General features: G+C 69.3%; 18 protein-coding genes. All 18 read right to left on the reverse strand.

Annotated features, from left to right (window positions below):
- Nucleotides 1-52: 52 nt before the first annotated feature.
- The 18 genes from gspN to FL311_RS01865 all read right to left on the reverse strand — a co-directional run bounded on the left by gspN (nucleotide 53) and on the right by FL311_RS01865 (nucleotide 20,231).
- Nucleotides 53-1,024 carry a type II secretion system protein GspN gene (gene gspN / locus FL311_RS01785; protein WP_141323055.1) on the reverse strand — a complete coding sequence of 324 codons (972 nt, stop codon included), beginning with the start codon at nucleotides 1,022-1,024 and terminating at the stop codon, nucleotides 53-55.
- 4 nt (nucleotides 1,025-1,028) lie between these two features.
- Nucleotides 1,029-1,583 carry a type II secretion system protein GspM gene (gene gspM / locus FL311_RS01790; protein ID WP_141323056.1) on the reverse strand — a complete coding sequence of 185 codons (555 nt, stop codon included), beginning with the start codon at nucleotides 1,581-1,583 and terminating at the stop codon, nucleotides 1,029-1,031.
- A 2-nt stretch (nucleotides 1,584-1,585) separates the two neighbouring features.
- The gene (pilM, locus tag FL311_RS01795; RefSeq protein WP_141323057.1) at nucleotides 1,586-3,190 is read right to left on the reverse strand and encodes a pilus assembly protein PilM; all 1,605 of its coding nucleotides are present in this window, start codon (nucleotides 3,188-3,190) and stop codon (nucleotides 1,586-1,588) included.
- A gap of 1 nt (nucleotide 3,191) precedes the next feature.
- The gene (locus FL311_RS01800) at nucleotides 3,192-4,580 is read right to left on the reverse strand and encodes a general secretion pathway protein GspK (RefSeq protein WP_141323058.1); all 1,389 of its coding nucleotides are present in this window, start codon (nucleotides 4,578-4,580) and stop codon (nucleotides 3,192-3,194) included.
- Entirely contained in the window at nucleotides 4,580-5,251 is a 672-nt protein-coding gene (locus tag FL311_RS01805; RefSeq protein WP_141323059.1) for a type II secretion system protein GspJ, read from the reverse strand. Before FL311_RS01805 ends, FL311_RS01800 begins: the two co-directional genes overlap by 1 nt.
- Nucleotides 5,248-6,165 (reverse strand): prepilin-type N-terminal cleavage/methylation domain-containing protein, encoded by a 918-nt coding sequence (locus FL311_RS01810; protein WP_141323060.1) that lies wholly within the window; start codon nucleotides 6,163-6,165, stop codon nucleotides 5,248-5,250. The genes FL311_RS01805 and FL311_RS01810 overlap by 4 nt, the downstream gene beginning before the upstream one ends.
- Nucleotides 6,162-6,890: a prepilin-type N-terminal cleavage/methylation domain-containing protein gene (locus FL311_RS01815; protein WP_194869002.1), complete on the reverse strand. Its 729-nt coding sequence runs from the start codon at nucleotides 6,888-6,890 to the stop codon at nucleotides 6,162-6,164. Before FL311_RS01815 ends, FL311_RS01810 begins: the two co-directional genes overlap by 4 nt.
- A complete protein-coding gene (locus FL311_RS01820) occupies nucleotides 6,887-7,333 on the reverse strand; it encodes a type II secretion system protein GspG (protein ID WP_194869003.1) in 447 nt (148 codons plus the stop codon). The genes FL311_RS01815 and FL311_RS01820 overlap by 4 nt, the downstream gene beginning before the upstream one ends.
- A 37-nt stretch (nucleotides 7,334-7,370) precedes the next feature.
- The gene (gspG, locus tag FL311_RS01825) at nucleotides 7,371-7,799 is read right to left on the reverse strand and encodes a type II secretion system major pseudopilin GspG (protein ID WP_141323062.1); all 429 of its coding nucleotides are present in this window, start codon (nucleotides 7,797-7,799) and stop codon (nucleotides 7,371-7,373) included.
- Nucleotides 7,800-7,857: 58 nt separating this feature from the next.
- The gene (locus FL311_RS43930; RefSeq protein ID WP_170300454.1) at nucleotides 7,858-8,013 is read right to left on the reverse strand and encodes a hypothetical protein; all 156 of its coding nucleotides are present in this window, start codon (nucleotides 8,011-8,013) and stop codon (nucleotides 7,858-7,860) included.
- A gap of 12 nt (nucleotides 8,014-8,025) precedes the next feature.
- A complete protein-coding gene (gspF, locus tag FL311_RS01830; RefSeq protein ID WP_141323063.1) occupies nucleotides 8,026-9,282 on the reverse strand; it encodes a type II secretion system inner membrane protein GspF in 1,257 nt (418 codons plus the stop codon).
- A 40-nt stretch (nucleotides 9,283-9,322) separates the two neighbouring features.
- Complete coding sequence (gspE, locus tag FL311_RS01835; RefSeq protein ID WP_141323064.1) at nucleotides 9,323-11,137, reverse strand: type II secretion system ATPase GspE; 1,815 nt, start codon at nucleotides 11,135-11,137, stop codon at nucleotides 9,323-9,325.
- Nucleotides 11,138-11,142: 5 nt separating this feature from the next.
- Nucleotides 11,143-13,758 carry a type II secretion system secretin GspD gene (gspD, locus tag FL311_RS01840; RefSeq protein WP_141323065.1) on the reverse strand — a complete coding sequence of 872 codons (2,616 nt, stop codon included), beginning with the start codon at nucleotides 13,756-13,758 and terminating at the stop codon, nucleotides 11,143-11,145.
- A 24-nt stretch (nucleotides 13,759-13,782) separates the two neighbouring features.
- Nucleotides 13,783-14,685, reverse strand: coding sequence for a type II secretion system protein GspC (gene gspC, locus FL311_RS01845; protein WP_046712766.1), 903 nt, complete (start codon nucleotides 14,683-14,685; stop codon nucleotides 13,783-13,785).
- 195 nt (nucleotides 14,686-14,880) lie between these two features.
- Nucleotides 14,881-16,272, reverse strand: coding sequence for a sigma-54 dependent transcriptional regulator (locus tag FL311_RS01850; RefSeq protein WP_141323066.1), 1,392 nt, complete (start codon nucleotides 16,270-16,272; stop codon nucleotides 14,881-14,883).
- 33 nt (nucleotides 16,273-16,305) lie between these two features.
- On the reverse strand, nucleotides 16,306-17,316 hold the full coding sequence (locus FL311_RS01855) for a ParB/RepB/Spo0J family partition protein (protein ID WP_141323067.1): 1,011 nt from the start codon (nucleotides 17,314-17,316) through the stop codon (nucleotides 16,306-16,308).
- 125 nt (nucleotides 17,317-17,441) lie between these two features.
- Entirely contained in the window at nucleotides 17,442-18,788 is a 1,347-nt protein-coding gene (locus tag FL311_RS01860) for a TldD/PmbA family protein (protein ID WP_141323068.1), read from the reverse strand.
- 18 nt (nucleotides 18,789-18,806) lie between these two features.
- Nucleotides 18,807-20,231 carry a TldD/PmbA family protein gene (locus tag FL311_RS01865; RefSeq protein WP_141323069.1) on the reverse strand — a complete coding sequence of 475 codons (1,425 nt, stop codon included), beginning with the start codon at nucleotides 20,229-20,231 and terminating at the stop codon, nucleotides 18,807-18,809.

Raw genomic sequence — 20,231 nt, forward strand, 5'->3', positions numbered from 1 at the left:
CGCTGACTTCAACCATCACGCCCCGGGAAGGGCGCACCCGAGCCGTCGCCCGCTACCGCCGGGGCAGGAACGTCGGCCGGTTCAGGAACCCGCCGAGCCTGGCCGCCCGGAAGCTCGGGTCCTTCTTGTCCGGAGGGAAGATGGTGATGCCCGCCGCCAGCAGGCCCAGGCGCTTCTGCGCCTCCGGGTCCAACCGCAGGTTCACATCCATCGCCGGCTCGCTGTACTCCAGCCGCTTGCCCAGCTTCAGCGTGCCCGTGGCCAGCGCCTCGATGTCCTCGCCCTTGAGCTTGAGCTCCTTCACCGTGCCCAGGCCCTTGTCGAAGTCGATACGGCCCACCAGCGCGCCGAGCGCCACCTGCGGCAGGTCCATGGGCATGGAGTTGCCACCGCCCATCGGAATGGAGGCCTTGCCGCCCTTGATGATGAGCCCCTGCGTGTCGAGCAGCAGCTCCCCGTTCGCCAGGGACAGGTCCGGCTCCGGGCTCTTCCCCTTGGGCAGCGTCAGGGCCAGCGTGCCGTTGATGACGCCGTCCAGGTCCACGCCGAGGAAGCCCGGCAGGTTGCCGCCGCTGACCTTGAGCCCGTCGATGTCCGCGCGCACCTTCGAGTCACCCAGCAACCCCACCGACGCCGTCACCGTCCCGCCCATCGCGTTGGCGCGTACCGCCACGCCTGGAGGGAAGAGGGTGGGGCGCACCGCCAGGCTGTCGATGATGACCGCCTCGCCCAGCTCCGCCGCGCCCGGCAGGCCCTCGCCGCTGATGAGCTTGGCCATCAGGTCCGGGCTCAACGGCTGGGGCGGCTTGCTCACCCGCACGTTGGTGGCCGTGACGCCGGACAGCCCCGGCCGCAGCGAGCCGATGCGCACCGCCAGCCCCGCCTGCGCCGCCTCGTTGATGATGCGCGCGCGCACCGTCTCGTACGGGAAGGTGAGCAGCAGGCAGAGGATGAAGGCCACGAGCGCGAACGCGCCGTAGCCCAGGATAACCTTCCAACGAGCGGACTTGGAGTCAGAGGACATAGGGCTATTGCTTCATCCGGTAGGTGGCCACCGTCGTCCACGCCGTCAGCGTGTCGTTGGGCCTCGGTTCGATGCGCAAATACTTCACCTTCACCACGCCCGGCCCGCTCTCCACCGTGCGCATGAAGTCCGTCAGCTTGCGCAGGTCCACGTCGGAGAACGTCAGCTCCACCGAGCTCTCCATGATCTTCCCGTCGCCGATGCCCACGTCGCCCTTGGGCGTCATGTTGGGCACCTGCAGCCCGGCCGCCGTGGCCTTGTCCTCGATGTAGGTGATGAGCTGCACGTTGCTGGACGTCAGCTGCGTCTCCACGGCCTGCCTCGACGCCTGGGCCTCGCGATAGCTGGCCGCCAGCGCCTGCACCTCCTGGAGCTTGCCCAGCTTGTCCTCGGTGCGTTTGCGGTAGCCGGACGCGCTGTTGGCGAACGTCATCAGCACCACGAACACCACGAACACCGCCACCGCCGTGCCGGCGACGGCCACCATGCGCCGCTCACGCTCGCTCAGCCGCTCGAACCACGTCTGCAACGGCGCGAGTGCTTCCTGAAGTCTGGCCATGACTAGCTCTCCCCGCCTTCCGTCCCGGGGCACTGCACCTGGACGTCCAGACGGAACGTCACCTTCTGTCCGTCCCGCGTGCGCTCCACCTTGCCCTGCTTCACTTCCTTGAAGCAGGCGTGGTTCCGGAGCGCATTGGACAGCGTGTCCACCTGCTTGGAGGAGTCCGTCTCCCCCTGGAGGATGACGCGCTCGGTATCAATCTGGATGCGGTCGAACTTCACCGGGATTTCCTTGGGGACGTGCTCGGTGACCTCCGCCAGGAGGTTGACCGCGGACATGCGCGGCAGCGCCGCCGCGGGGCTCTCCACGCCCTTGAGCATGTTGAGCGCGCGGTTGTAGTCCTTCTCGCACCGCCCCAGGATCCGCTGCGTCGTCTCGCACAGCGCCGCGTCCACCTGCGCCTCGCGCCGCGACAGCACCGAGTTGCGCACCACGCCGAACGCGATGAGCAGCAAGAGCAGCGTCGCCGCGAAGGACGCCAAGAGGCCCAGCTTGTCCTTCACGTAGTCGAAGTCACCCTTGAAGGCGAGCTCGCCCCGGCGGTAGTTGAAGCGCGGCGCGCGCGCACCCGTCGCGTTGCCTCGCAGCGCGAGCGCGTACGCCTGCGCCGCCGTCGGCTGGTCGTCGGCGGCGATGGCCTCCGTCGTGTCCGCGGGCAGCGCCAGCACGCGCACCGGCAGGTTCAAGTCCCTGGAGAGCTGCTCCGCGAGCCCCGGCATGCGCGCGGTCCCGCCACACAGCACCAGCGCGCCCACCTGCTGGCGGGTGCGCGCGGTGAAGGACTTCAGCGTGGGCCGCAGCTCGCGCAACACCGGCTGGAGCCCCCGGGTGAAGGCCGCCGCCGCGCGCTCCGCGTCCGGCCCCTTCGCCGCGCTGGCCAGCGCCCCGTGCTGCTCCTTCCAGTGGTGCGCCTCCGCCAGCGACGTCTGGAACTCCGTGGCCAGGGCCTTGCTCAAATCCTTGCCGCCGCCGGCGAACGTGCGCGCGAAGCGGACCCCCGTGCCCGGCGTGCCGATGGCCACCGACGTGCGCTCGTGGCCCAGGTCCACGAGCGCCACCGCGCCGCCCTCGTTCGCGCCCTCGAAGAGCCCCGCCGCCTGCTGGAGCAGGTTCTGGTAGGCGAGGCCGGGGTGCGTGACGACGCGCGGGTCCACCTTCAGCTCCGCCAGCACCTCCAGCAGCGCCTTGAGCTCCTCGGTGCGCACCACGCCGACGAGCAGGTCGCTCGCCTTCTCCTTGCCCTCCAGGTCCTTGTGGCCGACGACCTGGTAGTCGTAGACGACCTCGGAGATGTCGAACGGGAGCTGGCTGCCGATCTCGAACGGCAGCGTCGCGTCGATGCGCTTGCTGTCGGAGAACGGCAAGGTCAGCGTGTGGGTGATGAGCGCGGGGCCGGGCAGGGAGACCACCACCTGGTCGGCGTGGCCCGGCGGCAGCTTGCCGAGCAGCTCCGTCACCGCGGCGCGCAGCGTGTCGGCGCGCTCGCCTTCCTGAGCACGGCGCACCTCCACGTAGCTCCGGGTGGCGTGTCCCTTCGTCCGCGCCTCCAGCACCACGCCCTTCACGGCGTGGCTGCCCAAATCGAGGCCAAGAATGCGGGCCATGCTATTCCTCTCTCCAGTACAGGAGCTTGCCCAGCGTGTCGTCCAGCCGGACCACCGCGGTCAGCGTCTTCTGCACGCTGCCCGCCTCTCCCACGGATTTGATGGTGAACGTCTGACTCTTGTCGCCGATGAGGCGGTTGCCCGCCACGTTGGACTTCACGGCCGGATTCACCACGATGCCGGCGCTCTCCACCACCGCCACGAAGTCCTGCACCGCCATGCCGAAGAAGCTGAACATGCGCGCCGAGCGGATGCGGGTGATGAGCTCGTTGAGGAACACCGGGTCCCTCAAGCGCGGGTCCGGCCGCGCCGGGTCCGCCACCGACATGATGGCCAGCCCCATCATCACCGGGTCGTCCGTGTTGATGTTGGGCCGTGAGTTGATGTCCGGATACACCGTGAGCCTGTCACGGAAGGCCGACATGAACTGGTCATTCACCCCGTGCACCCGGTACAGCTCGTCGACGCTGTCGAACCGCGCGTTCTTCGGCTCGTAGCTCGGCTCGTACCGGCTGTAGGGCGAGCCCTCGTCTGAGAAGCCGGACGGCATGGGGTTGACCGGGTCATTGCGGTTGATGGCCGAGCCCGTCTCGTCGTCGTCCGCATAGTCCTTGATGGCCAGCATCACGTCCTGCGGGTTGCTGCGGACCTTGTTCGCGTCGTCGCGCTCCCACAGGAACTCGAAGCGCTTGTCCTCGAGCATGTCCAGCATGCGCAGCGCGGTGGGCAGCGCGTCGCCGGCGCCCGCCATCAGCCGGTGGACGTTGAGCTTCTCCTCCTCGTCGGAGATGGTGGACAGGAAGCAGCCCTCGAAGCCGCCGAACGAGCGGCGCGTCATCTGCGCCGACATCTCCTTCGACGCCGGGTCCTCCTCTCCGTCCATGCGGAAGTTCCCGTCGTCCTCGTCCACCGGGTCCAGGGGCGGCGCGTCCTCCTTGCCGTTCTCCAGGCCCTCGCTCTTCACCAGGCCCTTGAGCATGTGGCAGTCCACGCGCGCCATCCGCCACAGCTGGAGGTTCAGGCTGGAGGGCTGGGGCGTGTTGCCCTGCGCGCCCACGTTGCCGCCCAGAAAGCCGCTCAAGAGCGACGCGGGGTTGGGGATGGGCGTCGCGTCCACCTGTTTCTGGAAGCGCAAAAGCAGCCGCGACAGCGCCACGCCCGAGCGCGCCATGTAGTACGCGCGGACCTCGTCGCGCTGGTTGGCCGCGAGCTGCAGGTCCACGCGGCTGTTGTACGCGAACTCGGTGGCGATGATGGTGAGCAGCGCGATGGACACCACCGCGATGATGAGCGCCACGCCGCGCGAGCGCCGCTCGTTCGCGGCCGCGGAGCGCGGCGCGACAGGCTTGGGACGTCGCCGGGACGTCTGCTTGGGGAAGGGCAGGGGCATCAGTACCTCGGCAGCTCCGTGTTCAACATGATGCGCGTCTGGGTGCTGTAGCGCGCTTCCTTGCCCGTCTCGTCCACCGCCGTCACCGTCACCCGCACGCGCGTGGGCAGGATGCTCTTCTGCTCCGGGCGCCGGGTGTCCCACTCGTCATCCCACTCCTTCTTCTCCGAGTTCCAGTACTCGAACTCCAGCTTCTTCACGCCCTCCAGCAGCACGTCCGTCGTGCCGCCCCGGTCCATGCGGTCGTCCACGTTCGGGTTGACCCGGCGCTTGAGGTCCTGTCGCCCGCGCGCCGTCTTGTCCTCGGACGCGTCCACGAAGTACTCCACCACCGCCTGGTCGGACTCCTTCACGTCCGTGTACAGCCGCTGGTGCGCGAACGTGGTGAACAGGAGCCGGTCGCTCTCCCCGACGAAGTTGCTGGGCCGGTCCTGCTGGTCCCGGAAGCGCTTCAGGTCGAACCGGTCACTGACGTACGCGGAGCCGATCTCCCGCGACATGCGGTTCATCGCCACCCGCAGCTGCCGGTAGCGGTCCGCGTCCGCCTCCACCGTCTCCTTCGCCGTCAGGCCCGTCTGGAAGGCCATGGCCACCACCGTGCCCATCAGGGCGGTGATGGCCACCGCCACCATGACCTCCATCAGCGTGAAGCCGCGCGCGTGCCGGGTCATCGGTCGTTCCTCCTCAGGCCGCCGCCCAGGTTCGGAATCTGCGGACGCCCGCCGCCCATGCCGGGCGGGAGGATGCCGCCGCCCGCGCCACGGCCGCCCTGCTGACCGCCGTTGGCCCGGTTGAGCCACTCCGAGCGGCGCATCAGCGGCTTGCGCGTCTGCGGATGCAGCATGACGCCGTTGGGGCCGGGGATGGGGTTCTGGACGATCATCCCGGGGCTGTCCGGGTCCACCCACTGGTTGTCCGCGCCCGGCGTCTGGCCACCGGCGTTGGGCGTGAAGCCGCCGTTCCGGTCCGAGCCCGGCCCGAGCGACACCACGTGCGTCACCAGGTCGATGCTCTCCAGCTGCGTGCCCTCCTGCCAGTACACCGTGAGGTGCACCTCGCGCACCGTCTGGGTGAGCTGCTGCACCATCTGCGTGAACATGGGCTGCGCCATGCCCATGGCCGCGCCGCCCAGGCCTCCGCCCGCGGGCTGCGGTCCGCTGGAGCCGCCCTTGCCATCCTTGTCGCCGCCGCCACCGCCGCCGAAGAGGCTGGCGATGCCGCTCATCGGGTCGCTCGAGTCCCCGCCGATGGGCAGGTTGAAGAGCGCGCCGATGAGCTGGTCGGGTGACACGCCGTCCAGCTTGGGCGCGATGATGCGCGCCTTCCACTTGAACTGGGGCCAGCCCTCGTCGGAGAAGTCGCCGGACTCCTCGTCGTCGTCGGGCGTGAAGCCGTCGTCGTAGAGCTGCTGCTCCACGTCCGTCATCTTCGAGCGCGCCAGCAGCGAGGCCACCGTGAGGCGCTTGGTGTAGACGTGGTTGGCCACCGCGCCCGCGTTGAGGTCGAAGATGGCCATCAGCGCGAGGCCGAGGATGGCCAGCGCCACCACGACCTCCAGCAGCGTGAAGCCCCGGGCCTGTCTCATCGCGGCACCTCCAGCGCCTCGCCCACGATGTTCACCTTGCCGGTGAGCGGGGACACGTCCAGCGTCCAGATGTTGTCGCCCTGGCTCAGGTAGACGTAGGCCTTCTCGGTGTAGCCCTGCGGGAAGAAGTAGAGATACGCGACGCCGCTGTCCACGGCCTCGCGCTGCTGGCGCGTCCACACCGACACGCGCACGTCCGACGGCAGCTCGCGCGGAGGAATCTCCTCCGACGTGAAGGACGAGAAGCGCGACTGGCTCTCCACGCGCTGCTTCTCCGCCTCCATCAGGTCCTGCGCGCTGACCGTCTCCCCGGCCGAGGCCACGTAGCTGCGCCGCTCCTGCCCGTTGCCGGAGCCGCTCCGGTTGGAGCGCCGGGCCCGATCCCTCTCGGAGTTCTCGTCGCGCAGGGCGGTGTCGCGGTCTCTCGCCGTCGTCACGCCGCTCTCCGCGCACTCGGCATGGTAGCGCGTGGCCTTCTCCTCCTTGGCCTCCGGAATCTCGAACACCAGCCGGCACGTCTTGCCGCGCAGCGCCGCCGAGTCGTAGAGCGAGCGGATGGTGCCAGCCAGCTCTCCGGCCGCGCCCTTGGCCTTGGCGCCGGTGAGCGAGCCGATGCCCATCACCGCCGCGGAGAACAGCATCGCGACGATGATGATGGCGATGGAGATCTCGATGAGCGTCAGGCCGCGCTCCTGGCGCCGCCGTGTCCCCGTGCTTCGCGTCATGGCTGCCCCCAGTCCGCCAGCACGCCTCCGCTGCTCAGGTCCGCGTCCAGCCCCGCGCCGCCCTGCTTGCCGTCCGCGCCCAGCGAGATGACGGCGCCGCTCTTGCCGTCCATCCAGTAGACGTACGGGTGGCCCCACGGATCATTGGGCACACCCTCGATGAGCTTCGCCTCGATGAGCGGGGTGAAGCCCTCTTCCTTGGAGGGGAAGTGACCCATCAGCCGGTGGTGCGCCTTGAACATGCCCTCCAGCTTGCGGATCTCCGTCCGGGCGCGCCGCTGCTCGGGCGCCAGCGTCCGGTCCTCCGTCGCGTAGACGAGGGCGAACGCCAGCACCGTGGCCACCAGGAAGATGCCGCCCAGGATGAGCTGGCCCGACCGGTTCGGACGGGCGCCCCCCGCGGGTGAGGACGTCGGGGATGTCACTGCGCTCTGCTCGTTCATACCCAAGTCCTGTCAACACACGGGGCGCGCCGGTTCTTCACTTGGTGGCGGCCCCGTCCGCGGACGAGATGTCCGCGTCGTTGCCCTCACCGCCGGCCGTGCCATCCGCGCCGTAGGAGATGATGACGGGCTTGCCGCCCTCGTTGAGGTACACGTAGTCGTTGTTCCACGGGTCCTTCGGCATCGACTCCAGCGACTGCGTCTCCACCAGCGCGTTGAGGCCCGCCGACGTGTCCGGGTACTTGCCCTTCTTCGTGTAGTAGAGCTTCAGCGCACCCTGGATGTTCTTGATGTCCAGGGCCGCCCGGTCCCGACGGGCCGCCTCGAGCTGGGGAATCACCGCCACGCCGACGGCGGCGGCGATGAGGCCGAGGATGGTGATGACCACCATGATTTCGATGAGCGTCATGCCCCGGCGGTTGCGACGGCGGCGCTGCTGCTGGGTGTTCTGGTTCGTCTGGTTCATGTCTCTCACCTCGGGGTGACTTTCTGGCAAGCCACCGCTTCGTGTTCTGGACTTCCTGTCAGGGGACCCGGGGGACGTCCACCACTCCGGGAGGGGGCACGGCGGCCCGGGGGCCGTACAGCCGGGCCCCCACCGTCACCAGCGCCGCGGCGACGGCGATCATCGCCGCCAGCGTCACACGCTGAATCCAACGGTCTAACGTCTCATTCGTCATGGGCGTCGCACCTCACCGGATGGCCGAGTTCACCTGGAGGATCGGCATCAGGATGGAGAGCGCGACGAATGCAATCACCGCGCCCATCACCACGATGAGCAGGGGCTCGAGCAGCGAGGTGAGGGCGCCGATGCGCACGTTCACCTGCGTCTCGTAGTTGTCCGCCACGTTGGTGAGCATCTCCTCGAGCTGCCCGGAGCGCTCGCCGATGGCGACCATGTGGTAGACGAGCGGCGGGAACTCCCCGGAGCGCTTGAGCGGGTTGGCGATGCTCTCACCCTCGCGGATGGAGTCGCGGGCCTTCTCCACCACCTCCGCCAGCACGGTGTTCGTCATCACCGCCTTGACGATGTCCATGGCCGCCAGCAGGGGGACGCCGCTCTTGAGCAGCGTGGACAGCGTGCGGGCGAAGCGGGAGATGGAGAGCAGCCGCACCAGGTTGCCCACCACGGGCGCCTTGAGCGTGAAGCGGTCCCACTTGGGCTTGCCCTTGGGGCTCACCGTCCAGCGCATGAACAGCCAGCCGCACAGCACCATCACCGGGACGGCGATGAACCACCAGTCCTGGAAGAAGTTGCTCGTGGCGATGAGCATCCGCGTGCTCAACGGCAGCGTGGCCTTCATCGTCTCGAAGATCTTCGTCACCTTCGGGACGACGAATACCATCAGCGCGACGAGGATGCCGCCGCCCACCACCATCATGATGGCGGGGTAGAGCATGGTGCTCAGGATCTTCTGCTGCAGCCGGGCCTGGTTCTCCGTGAAGTCGGCCAGGCGCGTGAGCACCGCGTCCAGGGCGCCGGACGCCTCGCCCGCGCGCACCATGTTCACGTAGATGCTGGGGAAGATCTTCGGGTGCTGTCCCAGCGCGTCCGCCAGGGACGAGCCCTCGTTGACGCGCTGCTTGATGTCGGAGAGGGCGCGCTTGAAGCGCTCCTTCTCCACCTGGTCCACCAGGGCGGTGAGCGACTCCACCAGCGTGACGCCGGCGCCCAGCAGCGTGGACAGCTGCCGGGTGAAGATGGCCACGTCGTCGGTGTTGACGCGGCCGCGGCCCAGCTTGCGCAGGTCGATGTCGCGCGCCACCTGCGCGGCGTTGGCGCCCTTGGCCACCGCGCCCCGGCTGCCCTCCGCCTGGGCGAGCACGTCCGTGAGGAAGATGCCGTCGGCGCGCAGCTTGGAGCGCAGCGTCTTGGGCGAGTCGGCTTCCAGCAGGCCCTTGATCTGCTTGCCCGCGGAGTTGAGACCTCTGTACTCGAAGACCGGCATGGCTCGATGACCCCGGCCCCTCCCAGGGAGGAGCTGTCGGTTACATGTCCTCCTGGGTGATGCTCAGCACCTCGGCGATGGTCGTCTCCCCCAGCGCAATCTTGCGCGCGCCGTCCTCGAGCAGGGTGATCATCCCCTTGGAGGTGGCGGACTTCTTGATGGTGGAGGCGTCCACGTTCTTCAGCACGAGCTGGCGCACGTCGTCGTCCACGGGCAGGAACTCGTAGATGCCCGTGCGGCCGCGGTAGCCGTTGCGGTTGCAGGTGGGGCAGCCCACGGCCTTGTAGATGCGCTCGGTGCCGTAGCGCTCCTTGAAGGAGGCGCGCGAGTGGCCAATCTCCTTCAGCTCCGCGTCCGTGGGCTGGTAGGGCGCGCGGCAGTCCGGGCACACGCGGCGCACCAGGCGCTGGGCCAGGATGCCCGTGAGCGACGAGGCCACGAGGAACGGCTCCACGCCCATGTCCACCAGACGGGTGACGGCGCCGGCCGCGTCGTTGGTGTGGACCGTGGAGAGCACCAGGTGGCCCGTGAGCGAGGCCTGGATGGCGATCTCCGCCGTCTCCTTGTCGCGGATCTCACCGACCATGATGACGTCCGGGTCCTGGCGCAGGAAGGAGCGCAGGCCTTGGGCGAAGGTGAGGCCGATCTTGGGGTTGATGGCCATCTGGCCAATCCCCTTGAGCTGGTACTCCACCGGGTCCTCGACGGTGAGGATGTTGAGGTCCGGGGTGTTGATCTTCGACAGCGCGCCGTAGAGCGTCGTCGTCTTGCCGGAGCCCGTGGGGCCGGTGACGAGGATGATGCCGTGCGAGCGCTTGATGACGGCTTCCATGGCGTGGAGCGTCACCTGGCTCATGCCGATCTCCGCCAGGTCCAGCAGCGTCGCCGTCTTGTCCAGCAGACGCATGACGATGCGCTCCCCGTTGGTGGTGGGGATGGTGGACAGACGGATGTCGATGTCGCGGCCGGCCAGCTTGATGCGGATGCGGCCGTCCTGCGGCAGGCGCTTCTCGGCGATGTTGAGCTGCCCCATCACCTTCACGCGGCTGACGATGGCGTTCTGGTAGCGCTTGGGCGGCTTGATGACCTCCTGCAGCACGCCGTCCACGCGGAAGCGCACGAGCAGCTCGCGCTCCATGGGCTCGATGTGGATGTCGCTCGCGCGCTCCTTGGCGGCGCGGAAGAGCACCGAGTTCACCAGCCGGATGACCGGGGCCTCGTCGTCCGTGTCCAGCAGGTCCTGCGGCTCGTCCAGCTCGTGGGCGATGGCGTCCAGGTCCTGCGTCTCCATCTCGTCGACCAGTTGCTCGGCCTCGTTGATGGAGCGGTCATAGACGCTGTTGATGGCGTCGGTGATGGTGGTGTCGAGCGCCAGCCGGGGGCTGATGCTCTGGCCCAGCAGCAGCCGCGCGTGGTCCAGCGCGGACGTGTCCAGCGGGTCCGCCACCGCCAGCACCACGCTGTCGTTCTCCAGGGACAGCGGGAGGATGTGCGCCTGCTTGGCGAAGTTGATGGGGATGCGCTTGACCAGCTCCGCGTCCACCTCCTCGGTGAAGATGCGCGCCAGGTAGGGCAGGTCCAGCTGGTGTCCCAGCGCCTTGGCGACGTCCTCGGCGCTGACCGCCTTGAGCCCCACCAGGACCTCGCCGATGCGTCCGCCCTTCTCCTCCTGGAGGGCGAGCGCCTCGCGCAGCTTCTCCTCGGTGAGCGAGGGGACGAGCGCGCGGAGGATCTCCCCCAGCGGCCTGCCGCACAGGAAGGCCTGCCCGTGGGAGACGACCTGGGTGGAGTCGTTCCGGGCGGGGGCCGCGCCGGACGCGGCGGTGGCGACAGTGGGGTCTGCGGTCACGTTCATGGGCTCTATTCCCCGGTCTCGGGCTGGATGCGCAGGCGCTCGGGCGACGCGTCTCCGGTGGACTCCGGAGCGGGCGCTTCGGGCGTCTGCGGCGCCGGAGTCGCGGGGGCTGACTCTTCGGAACCGGCGGGAGGCAGCGGCGCTTCCCGCACCTCGGGCTCGGGCGACACGGGGGCCGGGCCCCGCGCGGGCGGCACGCTGTTCGAGCGGCCGGCCGGCGGGGTGTTGGAGCGGGACGGCGCCGACGGGGTCGGCGAGATGACGCGCTCACCCGACACGCCCGGGCCGCCGTTCTCCGCGCGCTGTCGCTCGCGCAGGACGGCCTGGTTCATCTTGGACAGCGGGCCGGGCTTGCGGCTGAAGTCCACCGCCACGTCGTAGCCGGGCACCTGGCCGTAGAACTGCTCCACGAACTGCTGACGCTCCTTCATCTTGCGCTCGAAGATGACGCGGAAGTCCTCGGGGCCCCGGATGATGTAGGGCGTCAGGAACAGGAGCAGGTTCGTCTTCGTCTTCTTGCGCGTCGTCTCGCGGAAGAAGTTGCCGATGATGGGGATGTCGCCCAGCACCGGGACCTTGGTGACGGACTCGATGGTGCGGTCCTGCATGATGCCGCCCAGCACCACCGTCTCCTGGTCCTTGGCGATGACGGTCGTCTTCGCGCTGCGCTTGCTGGTGGTGGGGCCGAGCACCGCGTCGTTGGAGGCGATCTCCTCCGTCTGCTCGGTGATGACCATGCGGATGTAGTCGCTCTCGTTGATCTGCGGCTTCACCGTCAGCTTCAGCTCCACGTTCTGACGCTGGATGGGCGCGTACAGCGAGCCCAGGCCGCCCAGCGCGCCGAGCAGCGACGTGTTCAGGCCGCCCGCGCCGCCCGCGGTGCCGGTGCCCACGCCCGTGCCCAGCGACGAGGGCGAGAAGCCGGACTGGAAGGGCACGTTCTGGCCCACGGTGATCTCCGCCTCCTCGTTGTCGCTGGTGAGGATGTGCGGCGTGGACAGCACGTTCACGTCGGAGCTCTGCTGCATCGCGTGCAGCACCACGCCGAAGGCGGGGATGTCCAGGCCCAGCTTCTCCAGGGCGGGGATGACGGGGCCCTGCAGGCCCGCGAGGAAGCCGCCGAAGGACGCCAGGTTCGCCAGGCTCAGCGACGGGGGCAGGCCCGAGCCGGTGTTGTTGGTGCCGATGAGGCCCGGCACCGCGCCGTCATCCGTCTGCAGCGAGAAGCCGCTGTGCAGGTTGACGCCGTACTCGGCATTGCGGTCCAGGTTCACCTCCATGATGACGGCCTCGACGAACACCTGGCGGCGGGGCGTGTCGAGCTGCTGGATGACCTGGACGATGTTCTTGTAGTCCGACTGGCTGGCGACGATGACGAGCGAGTTGGTGCCCTTGTCGGCGGAGATCTTCACCTCGCCGCTGAACAGCTCCGCCGCCTGCGTGGGCGCGTTGCCGCGCGGCATGCCCGGGGGGAGGTTGGGGGCGCCCGGCGTGCGGGGACGGTTGGCCGTGCCCTGCGCCAGCGACTGCAGCGTGCTCGCCAGCTCCTCCGCGTTGGCGTTCTCCAGGTAGTAGACGTTGATGCGGCCGCCCGTGCCGGACGGGATGTCGAGCTGGGTGACGATCTCCTGGATGCGCTCGAACGCGGCGGGGCTCGCCACGATGATGAGCTTGTTGGTGCGCTCGTCCGGGATGATCTGCGACAGCGTCACCGGGCCACCGGCGGACTCGCCGCCCTGGGAGGGCTGGGCGACAATCTCACCGCCGGGCTGACCCGCGGGCGGCACGCCCTGGGTGAAGTTGCCGGGGCGGGTGGCGCCGGGGCGCGCGCCCTTGGTCTCGAACAGCTTCTGCACCGTGCCGGCCACGTCCTGGGCGCTCGCGTACTGCACCTGGATGACGCGCAGCTCGTCGCTGGCGGCGCGCGAGTCCAACTGGTTGATGAGCCGCTCCAGGCGGTGGATGTTGGAGCCCACGTCGTTGACGATGATGGTGTCCGGCGGGTACGGGATGGTGTCGCCGTCCTTGGACACCAGCTGCTGCAGCACGCCGCGCAGCGGCTCCACCTCCACGTTGCGGATGCGGAACAGCTTGGTCACCATCTGCTCGTTGGTGGTGTACGGCTGGCCGTCCTCGACGATGGTGGGGATGGGGTTCTGCTTCGCCGAGCGCTTGTCGACGATCTTCATGAAGCGGCCGTACTGGTAGACGGCCAGCCCGTTGGCGTCGAGCGAGGCGAGGAACGCGGAGTAGAACGCGTCCGCGTCCACCTCCACGCGGCCGTTCTCCGGGCCGATGATGGAGATCTTCCCGCGCACGTTCTCCGGGAGGATGAAGGTGCGGCAGGTGGCGTCCGCCACCGTCTGCACCAGCTTCTCGATCTCCACCTTGTCGAAGTAGATGCCGTAGCGCGCGTTGCGCCGGGCCTCCTCGCACGTGGGCGTCCGGCGAGGCCCTTGATTGGCCTCCTCGGCGGCGCCGCCGGGGGACTGGGGCGTGATGGTCCGCTCACCGGGCGCGGAAGGCGCGGAGGTGCCGGGCGGGGTGGGGCGGCGCTGGGCCTGCGCGGGGACGGCGAGCGCGAGGCACAGGCAGAGCATCCAGGACGGGAGCGTCTTCATGGAGGAGCGGGCGCGACGTGGGGTTTAACGGACGTTGTAGGACTTGCGGATCGGCGCGCCGTTGCGCTCGATCTCGATTTCGATGCGGGAGGAGTCCTTCATCTTCGAGTAGACCTCGAGCGCCTTCTCGGGGCTGTTGAGGTCGAACCCGTTGATGCGGCGGATGACGTCGCCGTTCTGGACGCCGATCTTCGAGTAGATGGAATCCGGGCGGATGGAGAAGAGCTTGAACCCCACCGCCTGACCGTCCTTGAAGGCCGGAACGATGCGCGCCTGCATGGCCACGTCGTTGAGGTTGTTGAGCGTCTTGTCGATCTCCGCGCGCGGCACTTCGTACTCGTTGTCGCTGACGGCGCGGATGCCGCTGGGGGACGCGGTGTTCGTCTGCGCCACCGGAGGCGTCGGCGGGGTGAAGGCCTGGGCGCCGTCACCCGGGTTGCCGTCGATGAACTCCTTGCGGCCCCCGTTGAGGATGATGACGCGCTCACGCTCGATTTCGAGCACGGTGGCGCCCTGCAGGGCGTTGCCCACCATGTACGTCTGCGAGCGCTGCGTCACCATGTCCTGGACCGACGCGAAGGACCAGTCCGGGTTGCTCGCGACGAGCGTGCCGAGCAGCTTCACCCTGAGGCCGCTCTTCACCGGGGCGGCGTTGGGGTCCACCTCCGGCGTCGTGGGCTCCCTCACCGCGACTTCCGGCTCGGGAATCTTGATGCCCGTCACCCGCGACAGGCCCTCCATGTCCGGCAGCGCGAGCGCCGCCTGCGCGGGCCGGTTCGTCGGCGCACGCGCGGTGGCCCCCGAGGACGGCACGGGGGAGATGGAGGATTCGACGAACAGGTTCACCGTCTTCGCCGCCAGCAGCGCGACGAGGAGGATGAACAGCAGGTTCACCGTCCAGAAGTATTTGCGAAAGAAGAGTTCCATCACGCTTCCGAGCAGAAAGCCGGACCCGGGGAGAGCAAGGCAGGTGCCATCCTCGGGTCAGACGGGCCATCCCAAGGGGACGGCCAAGCACGCGTAATTATTCCGAAAAGGGCGGGCACCCCAGGCAGGGGAGCGGGCTGCTCCAGGGCTTGGGACAAATTGTCAAAGCAGGGTGGGGGCCTTTGTGACGGCCTGTCAGTCGTCGCTTCCGGCGGAGGGCTCGCCGCCGGAGGACTGCTCGCGCTCCAGCTTGCGGTAGATGGTGCGGGCGGCGATGCCCAGCAGCCGGGCGGCCAGCGTCTTGTCGCCCTTGGTGTGGCGCAGCGTCTCGTGGATCACCCGGCGCTCCACCTCCTCCATGGGCGTGCCGATGGGGATGACCAACTGGGTGGCGGCGCCGAGCGGGCCCTTGCGCACCGACTCGGGCAGGTCGCTGGCCTCCAGCACCTCGCCCCGCGCCAGCACCACCGCGCGCTCGACGGCGTGCTCCAGCTCCCGCACGTTGCCGGGCCAGGCGTAGTTCTCCAGCGTCTGCAGCGCCTCCGGCGAGAAGCCGCGCAGCGCCTTGCCGTTCTTCGCGGCGAAGCGGCGCAGGAACGCGTCCGCCAGCAGCGGGATGTCCTCGCGGCGCGAGGCCAGCGCGGGCACGCGGATCTCCACCACGTTGAGCCGGTAGTAGAGGTCCTCGCGGAAGCGGCCCTCGGCCACCTCCTTCTGCAGGTCCTTGTTGGTGGCGGCCACCAGCCGCACGTCCACCTTCACCGTCTGGGTGCCGCCCAGCCGCTCGATTTCGCCCTCGGCCAGCGCGCGCAACAGCTTCACCTGGGCGGGCAGCGGCATCTCGCCGACTTCGTCCAGGAAGAGGGTGCCGCCGTGGGCGCGCTCGAAGCGGCCCTCGCGCCGGGCCACCGCGCCGGTGAAGGCGCCGCGCTCCACGCCGAACAGCTCCGCCTCCAGGATGTTCTCCGGCAGCGCGCCGCAGTTGACGGCGACGAACGCGCCCTTGGCCCGGCTGGAGTACTCGTGCACCGAGCGCGCCGCCAGCTCCTTGCCCGTGCCCGACTCACCCAGCAGCAGCACCGTGGCGGTGGAGGGCGCGGCCTGGCGGATGGTGTCCAGCATGGCGCGGAAGGCGGGGGACTGGCCCACCATGCTGCGCCCGCCCTGGGCGCTCATCTCCGCCAGCTTCGCCTTGAGCGTCTGGTTCTCCGAGACGAGCGCGCGCTTCTCCAGCGCCTTCTGCACCGCCTTCACCAGCGAGTGGCGCTTGAGCGGCTTGGTGATGAAGTCGTAGGCGCCGTCCTTCATCGCCGCCACGGCCGTCTCCACCGTGCCGTAGGCGGTCATCAGCACCACCTCCACGTCGGGGCGGATGGTGCGCGCGGCGCGCAAGAGCTCCTGCCCGTCCATGCCGGGCATCATCAGGTCCGTCACCATCACCGTGACTTCGGGGCGGCGCAAGAGCTCCAGGGCCTCCGTGCCGTTGGCCGCGGAGAGCGTGGCCATGTTCTCCCGCTGGAAGATGCGCGTCACGGAGTCGAGGTTGGCGCGGTCGTCGTCGACGACGAGGACGGTGGAGGTGGTCATGGTGGGGGCCGCACTATGCAATACCCGTTCCCGTCAGGCGTGCTCCTCGTCCGCCTCCACGGGGCCTCCGCCCATGCTGCCGAGGTCCTCGCGCTTGACGGAGTCGACGTTGAACTTGCGCGCGCTGGCGAGCATCCGGTCCACGGTGTCGTCGAAGTCGGGCTTGCCGCCGTTCTTCTTGAAGCGCAGGAAGTTGATGCGCGCGACCACGAAGTTCTTGAGATAGGGGCTCTGCAGTCCCTTGGCCTTGAGGGAGTCGACGACGGCGACGACGGCGTCATCGAGCTCCAGCAGGCGGTCCGCGCGGGCGTCGCGCACCTTCAGCGCGTCCTCCAGCGGCACGTCCATGAAGTCCTCCACCGCCTTGACGAAGGGGTGGTATGCGCCCGCGGAGTAGCGGGGGCGCTTCTCGTACGCGGCGCCGAGCGTGATGAAGGCGGGCTCCTCGAACAGGTGCGCGAAGGCGGACTCCTTGCCCGCGCGGCCCGCGCCCACGAGGCCCCGGTACATGCGCACCACCTCGAGCGAGCGCTCCTTGAGGTTGTGGGCCTTCTCCGTGTTGAGCGCGAGGATTTGATAGGCCACGTCCTCGTCGGGCAGCAGCAGCGCGACGATGGACTTGGCGCCGAGCAGCTTGCTCGCGTGCAGGCGGTGGTTGCCGTTGGGCGTCCAGTAGCGGCCCTCCTTGCGCACGGCGATGACGGGGTCCAGGAAGCGGTCCAGGCGCTCCATGGCGCTGGCGAGCCGCTTCACGTGGGGCTCGGACAAATCACGCTGGTACGGCGTGGGCTCCACCTTGTCGATGGGCAGCACCGCGAGCACCACCGGATGTCCGCCCAAGGGGTCGCGATAGACGCCGAGCACCTCGCCGCCGTCGGTGCGCACCGCCTCGAGAATCTCCGTGGGGTACTCCACCGAGTCGCTGGCCACGTCCTGGGGAGACAGGCCGCGCGACTTCGGTTCCGCCTTCTTGCGGCGGGGCTTCCTGGGAGCGGCGGCGGGCTTCTTCGCTGCGGCGCTCTTGCGTGCGGACTTCGCTGCCATGGGTGCGTCCTCCTCGCGCTGCGGACGAGTGATGTAGCAGGAGACCCTGACACGTCCTCCCCCAGCGGGTGGGGGAGGAGGAGCGCTCCGGCGTCGCCCACGCTAGGGGGACGCGGCAGGTAGGGCTACCCTCCCGAGAGGGTGAGCTGTCGGAAGCGGACAGTGGGCGCGCCCACCGTGCCTCCGCGGAACTGCAGGTCATTCCCCACGCCGTCCAGGTCCTGGAGCATCTTCAGCACGTTGCCCGCCACGGTGACCTCCTGCACCGCGTGCGTCAGCTCGCCGTTCTCAATCCACAGGCCGTTGGCCCCCGCGGACAGCTCGCCCGTGACGGGGTTGGCGCCGTGGCCGAGCAGGGACGTGACGTAGAAGCCCCGGTCCACGCCCTGGATGAGCTCCTCGGGCGAGGCCTTACCCGCCTCCAGGTAGAGGTTGGTGGTGCCGATGCTCGGCAGCGCGTTGTAGCCGCGCTTGGCGTTGCCCGTGGGCCGCGCCTTCGCCTTGCGCGCGGTGAACGCGTCGTAGAGGAAGCTCGACATGACGCCCCGGTCGATGATGGGCGTGCGCCGCGTGGGCACGCCTTCACCGTCGAAGGGCGCGGTGGCGAGGCCTCGGGGCAGCAGGCCGTTGTCCACCAGCGTGACGTGCTCGGAGGCCAGGCGCTTGCCCTTGAGCGAGGCCAGCATGCTGGCCTGCTGGTGCACGGCGTTGCCGCTGGCGGCCTTGGCCACGCCGGACATGAAGGACGCGGTGACGAGCGGGTCGAACAGCACCGGCACCTGCTGCGTCTTCACGCGCCTGGCGCCCAGCATCCGCACCGCGCGACGCGTCGCCTCGCGGCCGATGGACTCGGGCGACTCCAGGTCCGCCAGGAAGCGCTTGTAGTCGAGCCAGTAGCCCTTCTGGAGCTGCCCGGCCGCGGCGGCCACGGGCATGGCGTACATGAACACGTACGTGCCCGAGTAGCCCCCGGCCATGCCTTCCGACGACGCGACGTAGACCTCCGACACGAAGTCCCCGGCGCCCACCGCGTTGAAGGTGCTGACGCGCGAGTCCTCCGCGCGGCCCGCCTTCTCCATCTCCAGCGCGGCCTTCATCTTCCAGTCGCCGGGCAGGTTCGCCACGGCCTCGTCGTACAGCGCGCCGGTGTCGCCGAAGCGACCCAGGTCGCGCGCGCCGGGCAGGCCGTTGAGCTTGTTGGGCGCGGCGGCCTCGGCCAGCTTCAGGGCCTGGTCCACGAGCAGGTCGATGCCCGAGGGCTCGAAGTCCGACGTGAAGGCGAACCCGAGCCGGTCCTTCGTCACCACGCGCAGGCCCACGCCCTTGGCGGTGGACTGGGTGAGGTCCTCGATCTGCCCTTCGCGCACGCGCACGGTGCTCTGGCGGCTGACCTCGATGAAGGCCTCGGCCTGGCGGGCGCCCTTCTTGGTGGCGCGCTGGACGATTCGCTTCGCGAGCTTCTGGTAGTCCATGGTGTCGGTGCTCTCTCTTCAGACCTGGGTTCCGCCGACGGTGACGTTGTCGATGCGCACGGTGGGCAGGCCCACGCCCACGGGCATCGACTGGCCGTTCTTCCCGCACACGCCCATGCCCGGGTCCGGCTGCGGATCGCACCCCACGCGGGACACGTTCTTGAGCGCCTCCGGCCCCACGCCGATGAGGATGGCGTTCTTCACCGGACGGCCCAGCTTGCCGTCCTCGATTTGATACGCCTCGCTCACCTCGAACACGAAGTTGCCGTTGCTGATGTCCACCTGCCCGCCGCCGAACGTGGCGCAGTACAGCCCGCGCTTGACCTCCTTGAGGATGTCCTCGGGGTGGTGGTTGCCCGGCGCGAGGAAGGTGTTCGTCATGCGCGGAATGGGCAGGTGCTTGAAGGACTCGCGCCGCCCGCTGCCGGTGGAGCGCTGGCCCATCAGCTTCGCGTTGAGGCTGTCGTAGAGGTAGCCCTTGAGCACGCCGTTCTCGATGAGGACCTTGCGCTCACCGGGCGTGCCCTCGTCGTCGATGTTGATGGAGCCGCGCCCGCTGGACACCGTGCCGTCGTCGATGACCGTCACCAGCTCCGAGGCGACCTTCTGCCCCAGCTTGCCGGCGAACAGCGACGTGCCCTTGCGGATGAAGTCCGCCTCCAGGCCATGGCCCACCGCCTCGTGCAGCAGGATGCCGCTCCAGCCCGGCGCCAGCACCACCGTCTGCGGGCCCGCAGCGCAGTCCACCGCGCCCAGCGTGGCCACCGCCTGCCTCGCGGCCTCGCGGCCCACGTCCTCGGGAGGGAACGTCGCCCAGTGGGTGAAGGGCACCCGGCCTCCGCCGCCGTACGAGCCCGTGCGCCGCTCGCCCTTCTTGCCCTGCGCCACCACCTGGATGGACATGCGGCACAAATCCTGGGTGTCCTCGGTGTAGCGGCCCTCGGTGTTGGCCACGGCGATGCGGCGCGTCTGGTCCACGTAGGCGCCGTTGACCTGCGTCACCCGCGAGTCGAACGCGCGAGCGGCCTCATCCGCGCGCGTCAGCAGGGAGGCCTTGAGGGAGACCTCCACGTCGGCCAGCGGGGTGGGGACGCGGTAGTGGCTGGGCACGGCGATGCGCGAGACGGGGAAGGCCCGCTCGGAGCCTTGGCCCTGGGCGATCATCGCCGCGGTGGAGGCGGCCCGCAGCAGCGCGGGCTCGTCCCAGTCGTCGGAGAAGGCGTAGCCCACCTTGCTCCCGGAGATGACCCGCACGCCCACGCCCTGGATGAGGCCCGTCTGGGCGCTCTTGATGCGCGACTCCTCCAGCACGACGCTGGTGCTGTGGGTGCGCTCCACGTAGACCTCGGCGAAGTCCCCGCCGCGCTCCATGGCCACGGCCAGCAGCCGCTCGAGCAGCGCCTGGGGCAGCAGGGGGGCGGGCGCGACGAGACGGGCCGCCAG

Source organism: Myxococcus sp. AB025B (genome assembly GCF_006518215.1).
Taxonomy (GTDB): Bacteria; Myxococcota; Myxococcia; order Myxococcales; family Myxococcaceae; genus Myxococcus; species Myxococcus fulvus.

Coding starts and splice junctions, on each gene's coding strand:
- gspN (WP_141323055.1), bottom strand. CDS start 1,024: ATGTCCTCTGACTCCAAGTCCGCTCGTTGGAAGGTTATCCTGGGCTAC.
- gspM (WP_141323056.1), bottom strand. CDS start 1,583: ATGGCCAGACTTCAGGAAGCACTCGCGCCGTTGCAGACGTGGTTCGAG.
- pilM (WP_141323057.1), bottom strand. CDS start 3,190: ATGGCCCGCATTCTTGGCCTCGATTTGGGCAGCCACGCCGTGAAGGGC.
- FL311_RS01800 (WP_141323058.1), bottom strand. CDS start 4,580: ATGCCCCTGCCCTTCCCCAAGCAGACGTCCCGGCGACGTCCCAAGCCT.
- FL311_RS01805 (WP_141323059.1), bottom strand. CDS start 5,251: ATGACCCGGCACGCGCGCGGCTTCACGCTGATGGAGGTCATGGTGGCG.
- FL311_RS01810 (WP_141323060.1), bottom strand. CDS start 6,165: ATGAGACAGGCCCGGGGCTTCACGCTGCTGGAGGTCGTGGTGGCGCTG.
- FL311_RS01815 (WP_194869002.1), bottom strand. CDS start 6,890: ATGACGCGAAGCACGGGGACACGGCGGCGCCAGGAGCGCGGCCTGACG.
- FL311_RS01820 (WP_194869003.1), bottom strand. CDS start 7,333: ATGAACGAGCAGAGCGCAGTGACATCCCCGACGTCCTCACCCGCGGGG.
- gspG (WP_141323062.1), bottom strand. CDS start 7,799: ATGAACCAGACGAACCAGAACACCCAGCAGCAGCGCCGCCGTCGCAAC.
- FL311_RS43930 (WP_170300454.1), bottom strand. CDS start 8,013: ATGACGAATGAGACGTTAGACCGTTGGATTCAGCGTGTGACGCTGGCG.
- gspF (WP_141323063.1), bottom strand. CDS start 9,282: ATGCCGGTCTTCGAGTACAGAGGTCTCAACTCCGCGGGCAAGCAGATC.
- gspE (WP_141323064.1), bottom strand. CDS start 11,137: ATGAACGTGACCGCAGACCCCACTGTCGCCACCGCCGCGTCCGGCGCG.
- gspD (WP_141323065.1), bottom strand. CDS start 13,758: ATGAAGACGCTCCCGTCCTGGATGCTCTGCCTGTGCCTCGCGCTCGCC.
- gspC (WP_046712766.1), bottom strand. CDS start 14,685: ATGGAACTCTTCTTTCGCAAATACTTCTGGACGGTGAACCTGCTGTTC.
- FL311_RS01850 (WP_141323066.1), bottom strand. CDS start 16,272: ATGACCACCTCCACCGTCCTCGTCGTCGACGACGACCGCGCCAACCTC.
- FL311_RS01855 (WP_141323067.1), bottom strand. CDS start 17,316: ATGGCAGCGAAGTCCGCACGCAAGAGCGCCGCAGCGAAGAAGCCCGCC.
- FL311_RS01860 (WP_141323068.1), bottom strand. CDS start 18,788: ATGGACTACCAGAAGCTCGCGAAGCGAATCGTCCAGCGCGCCACCAAG.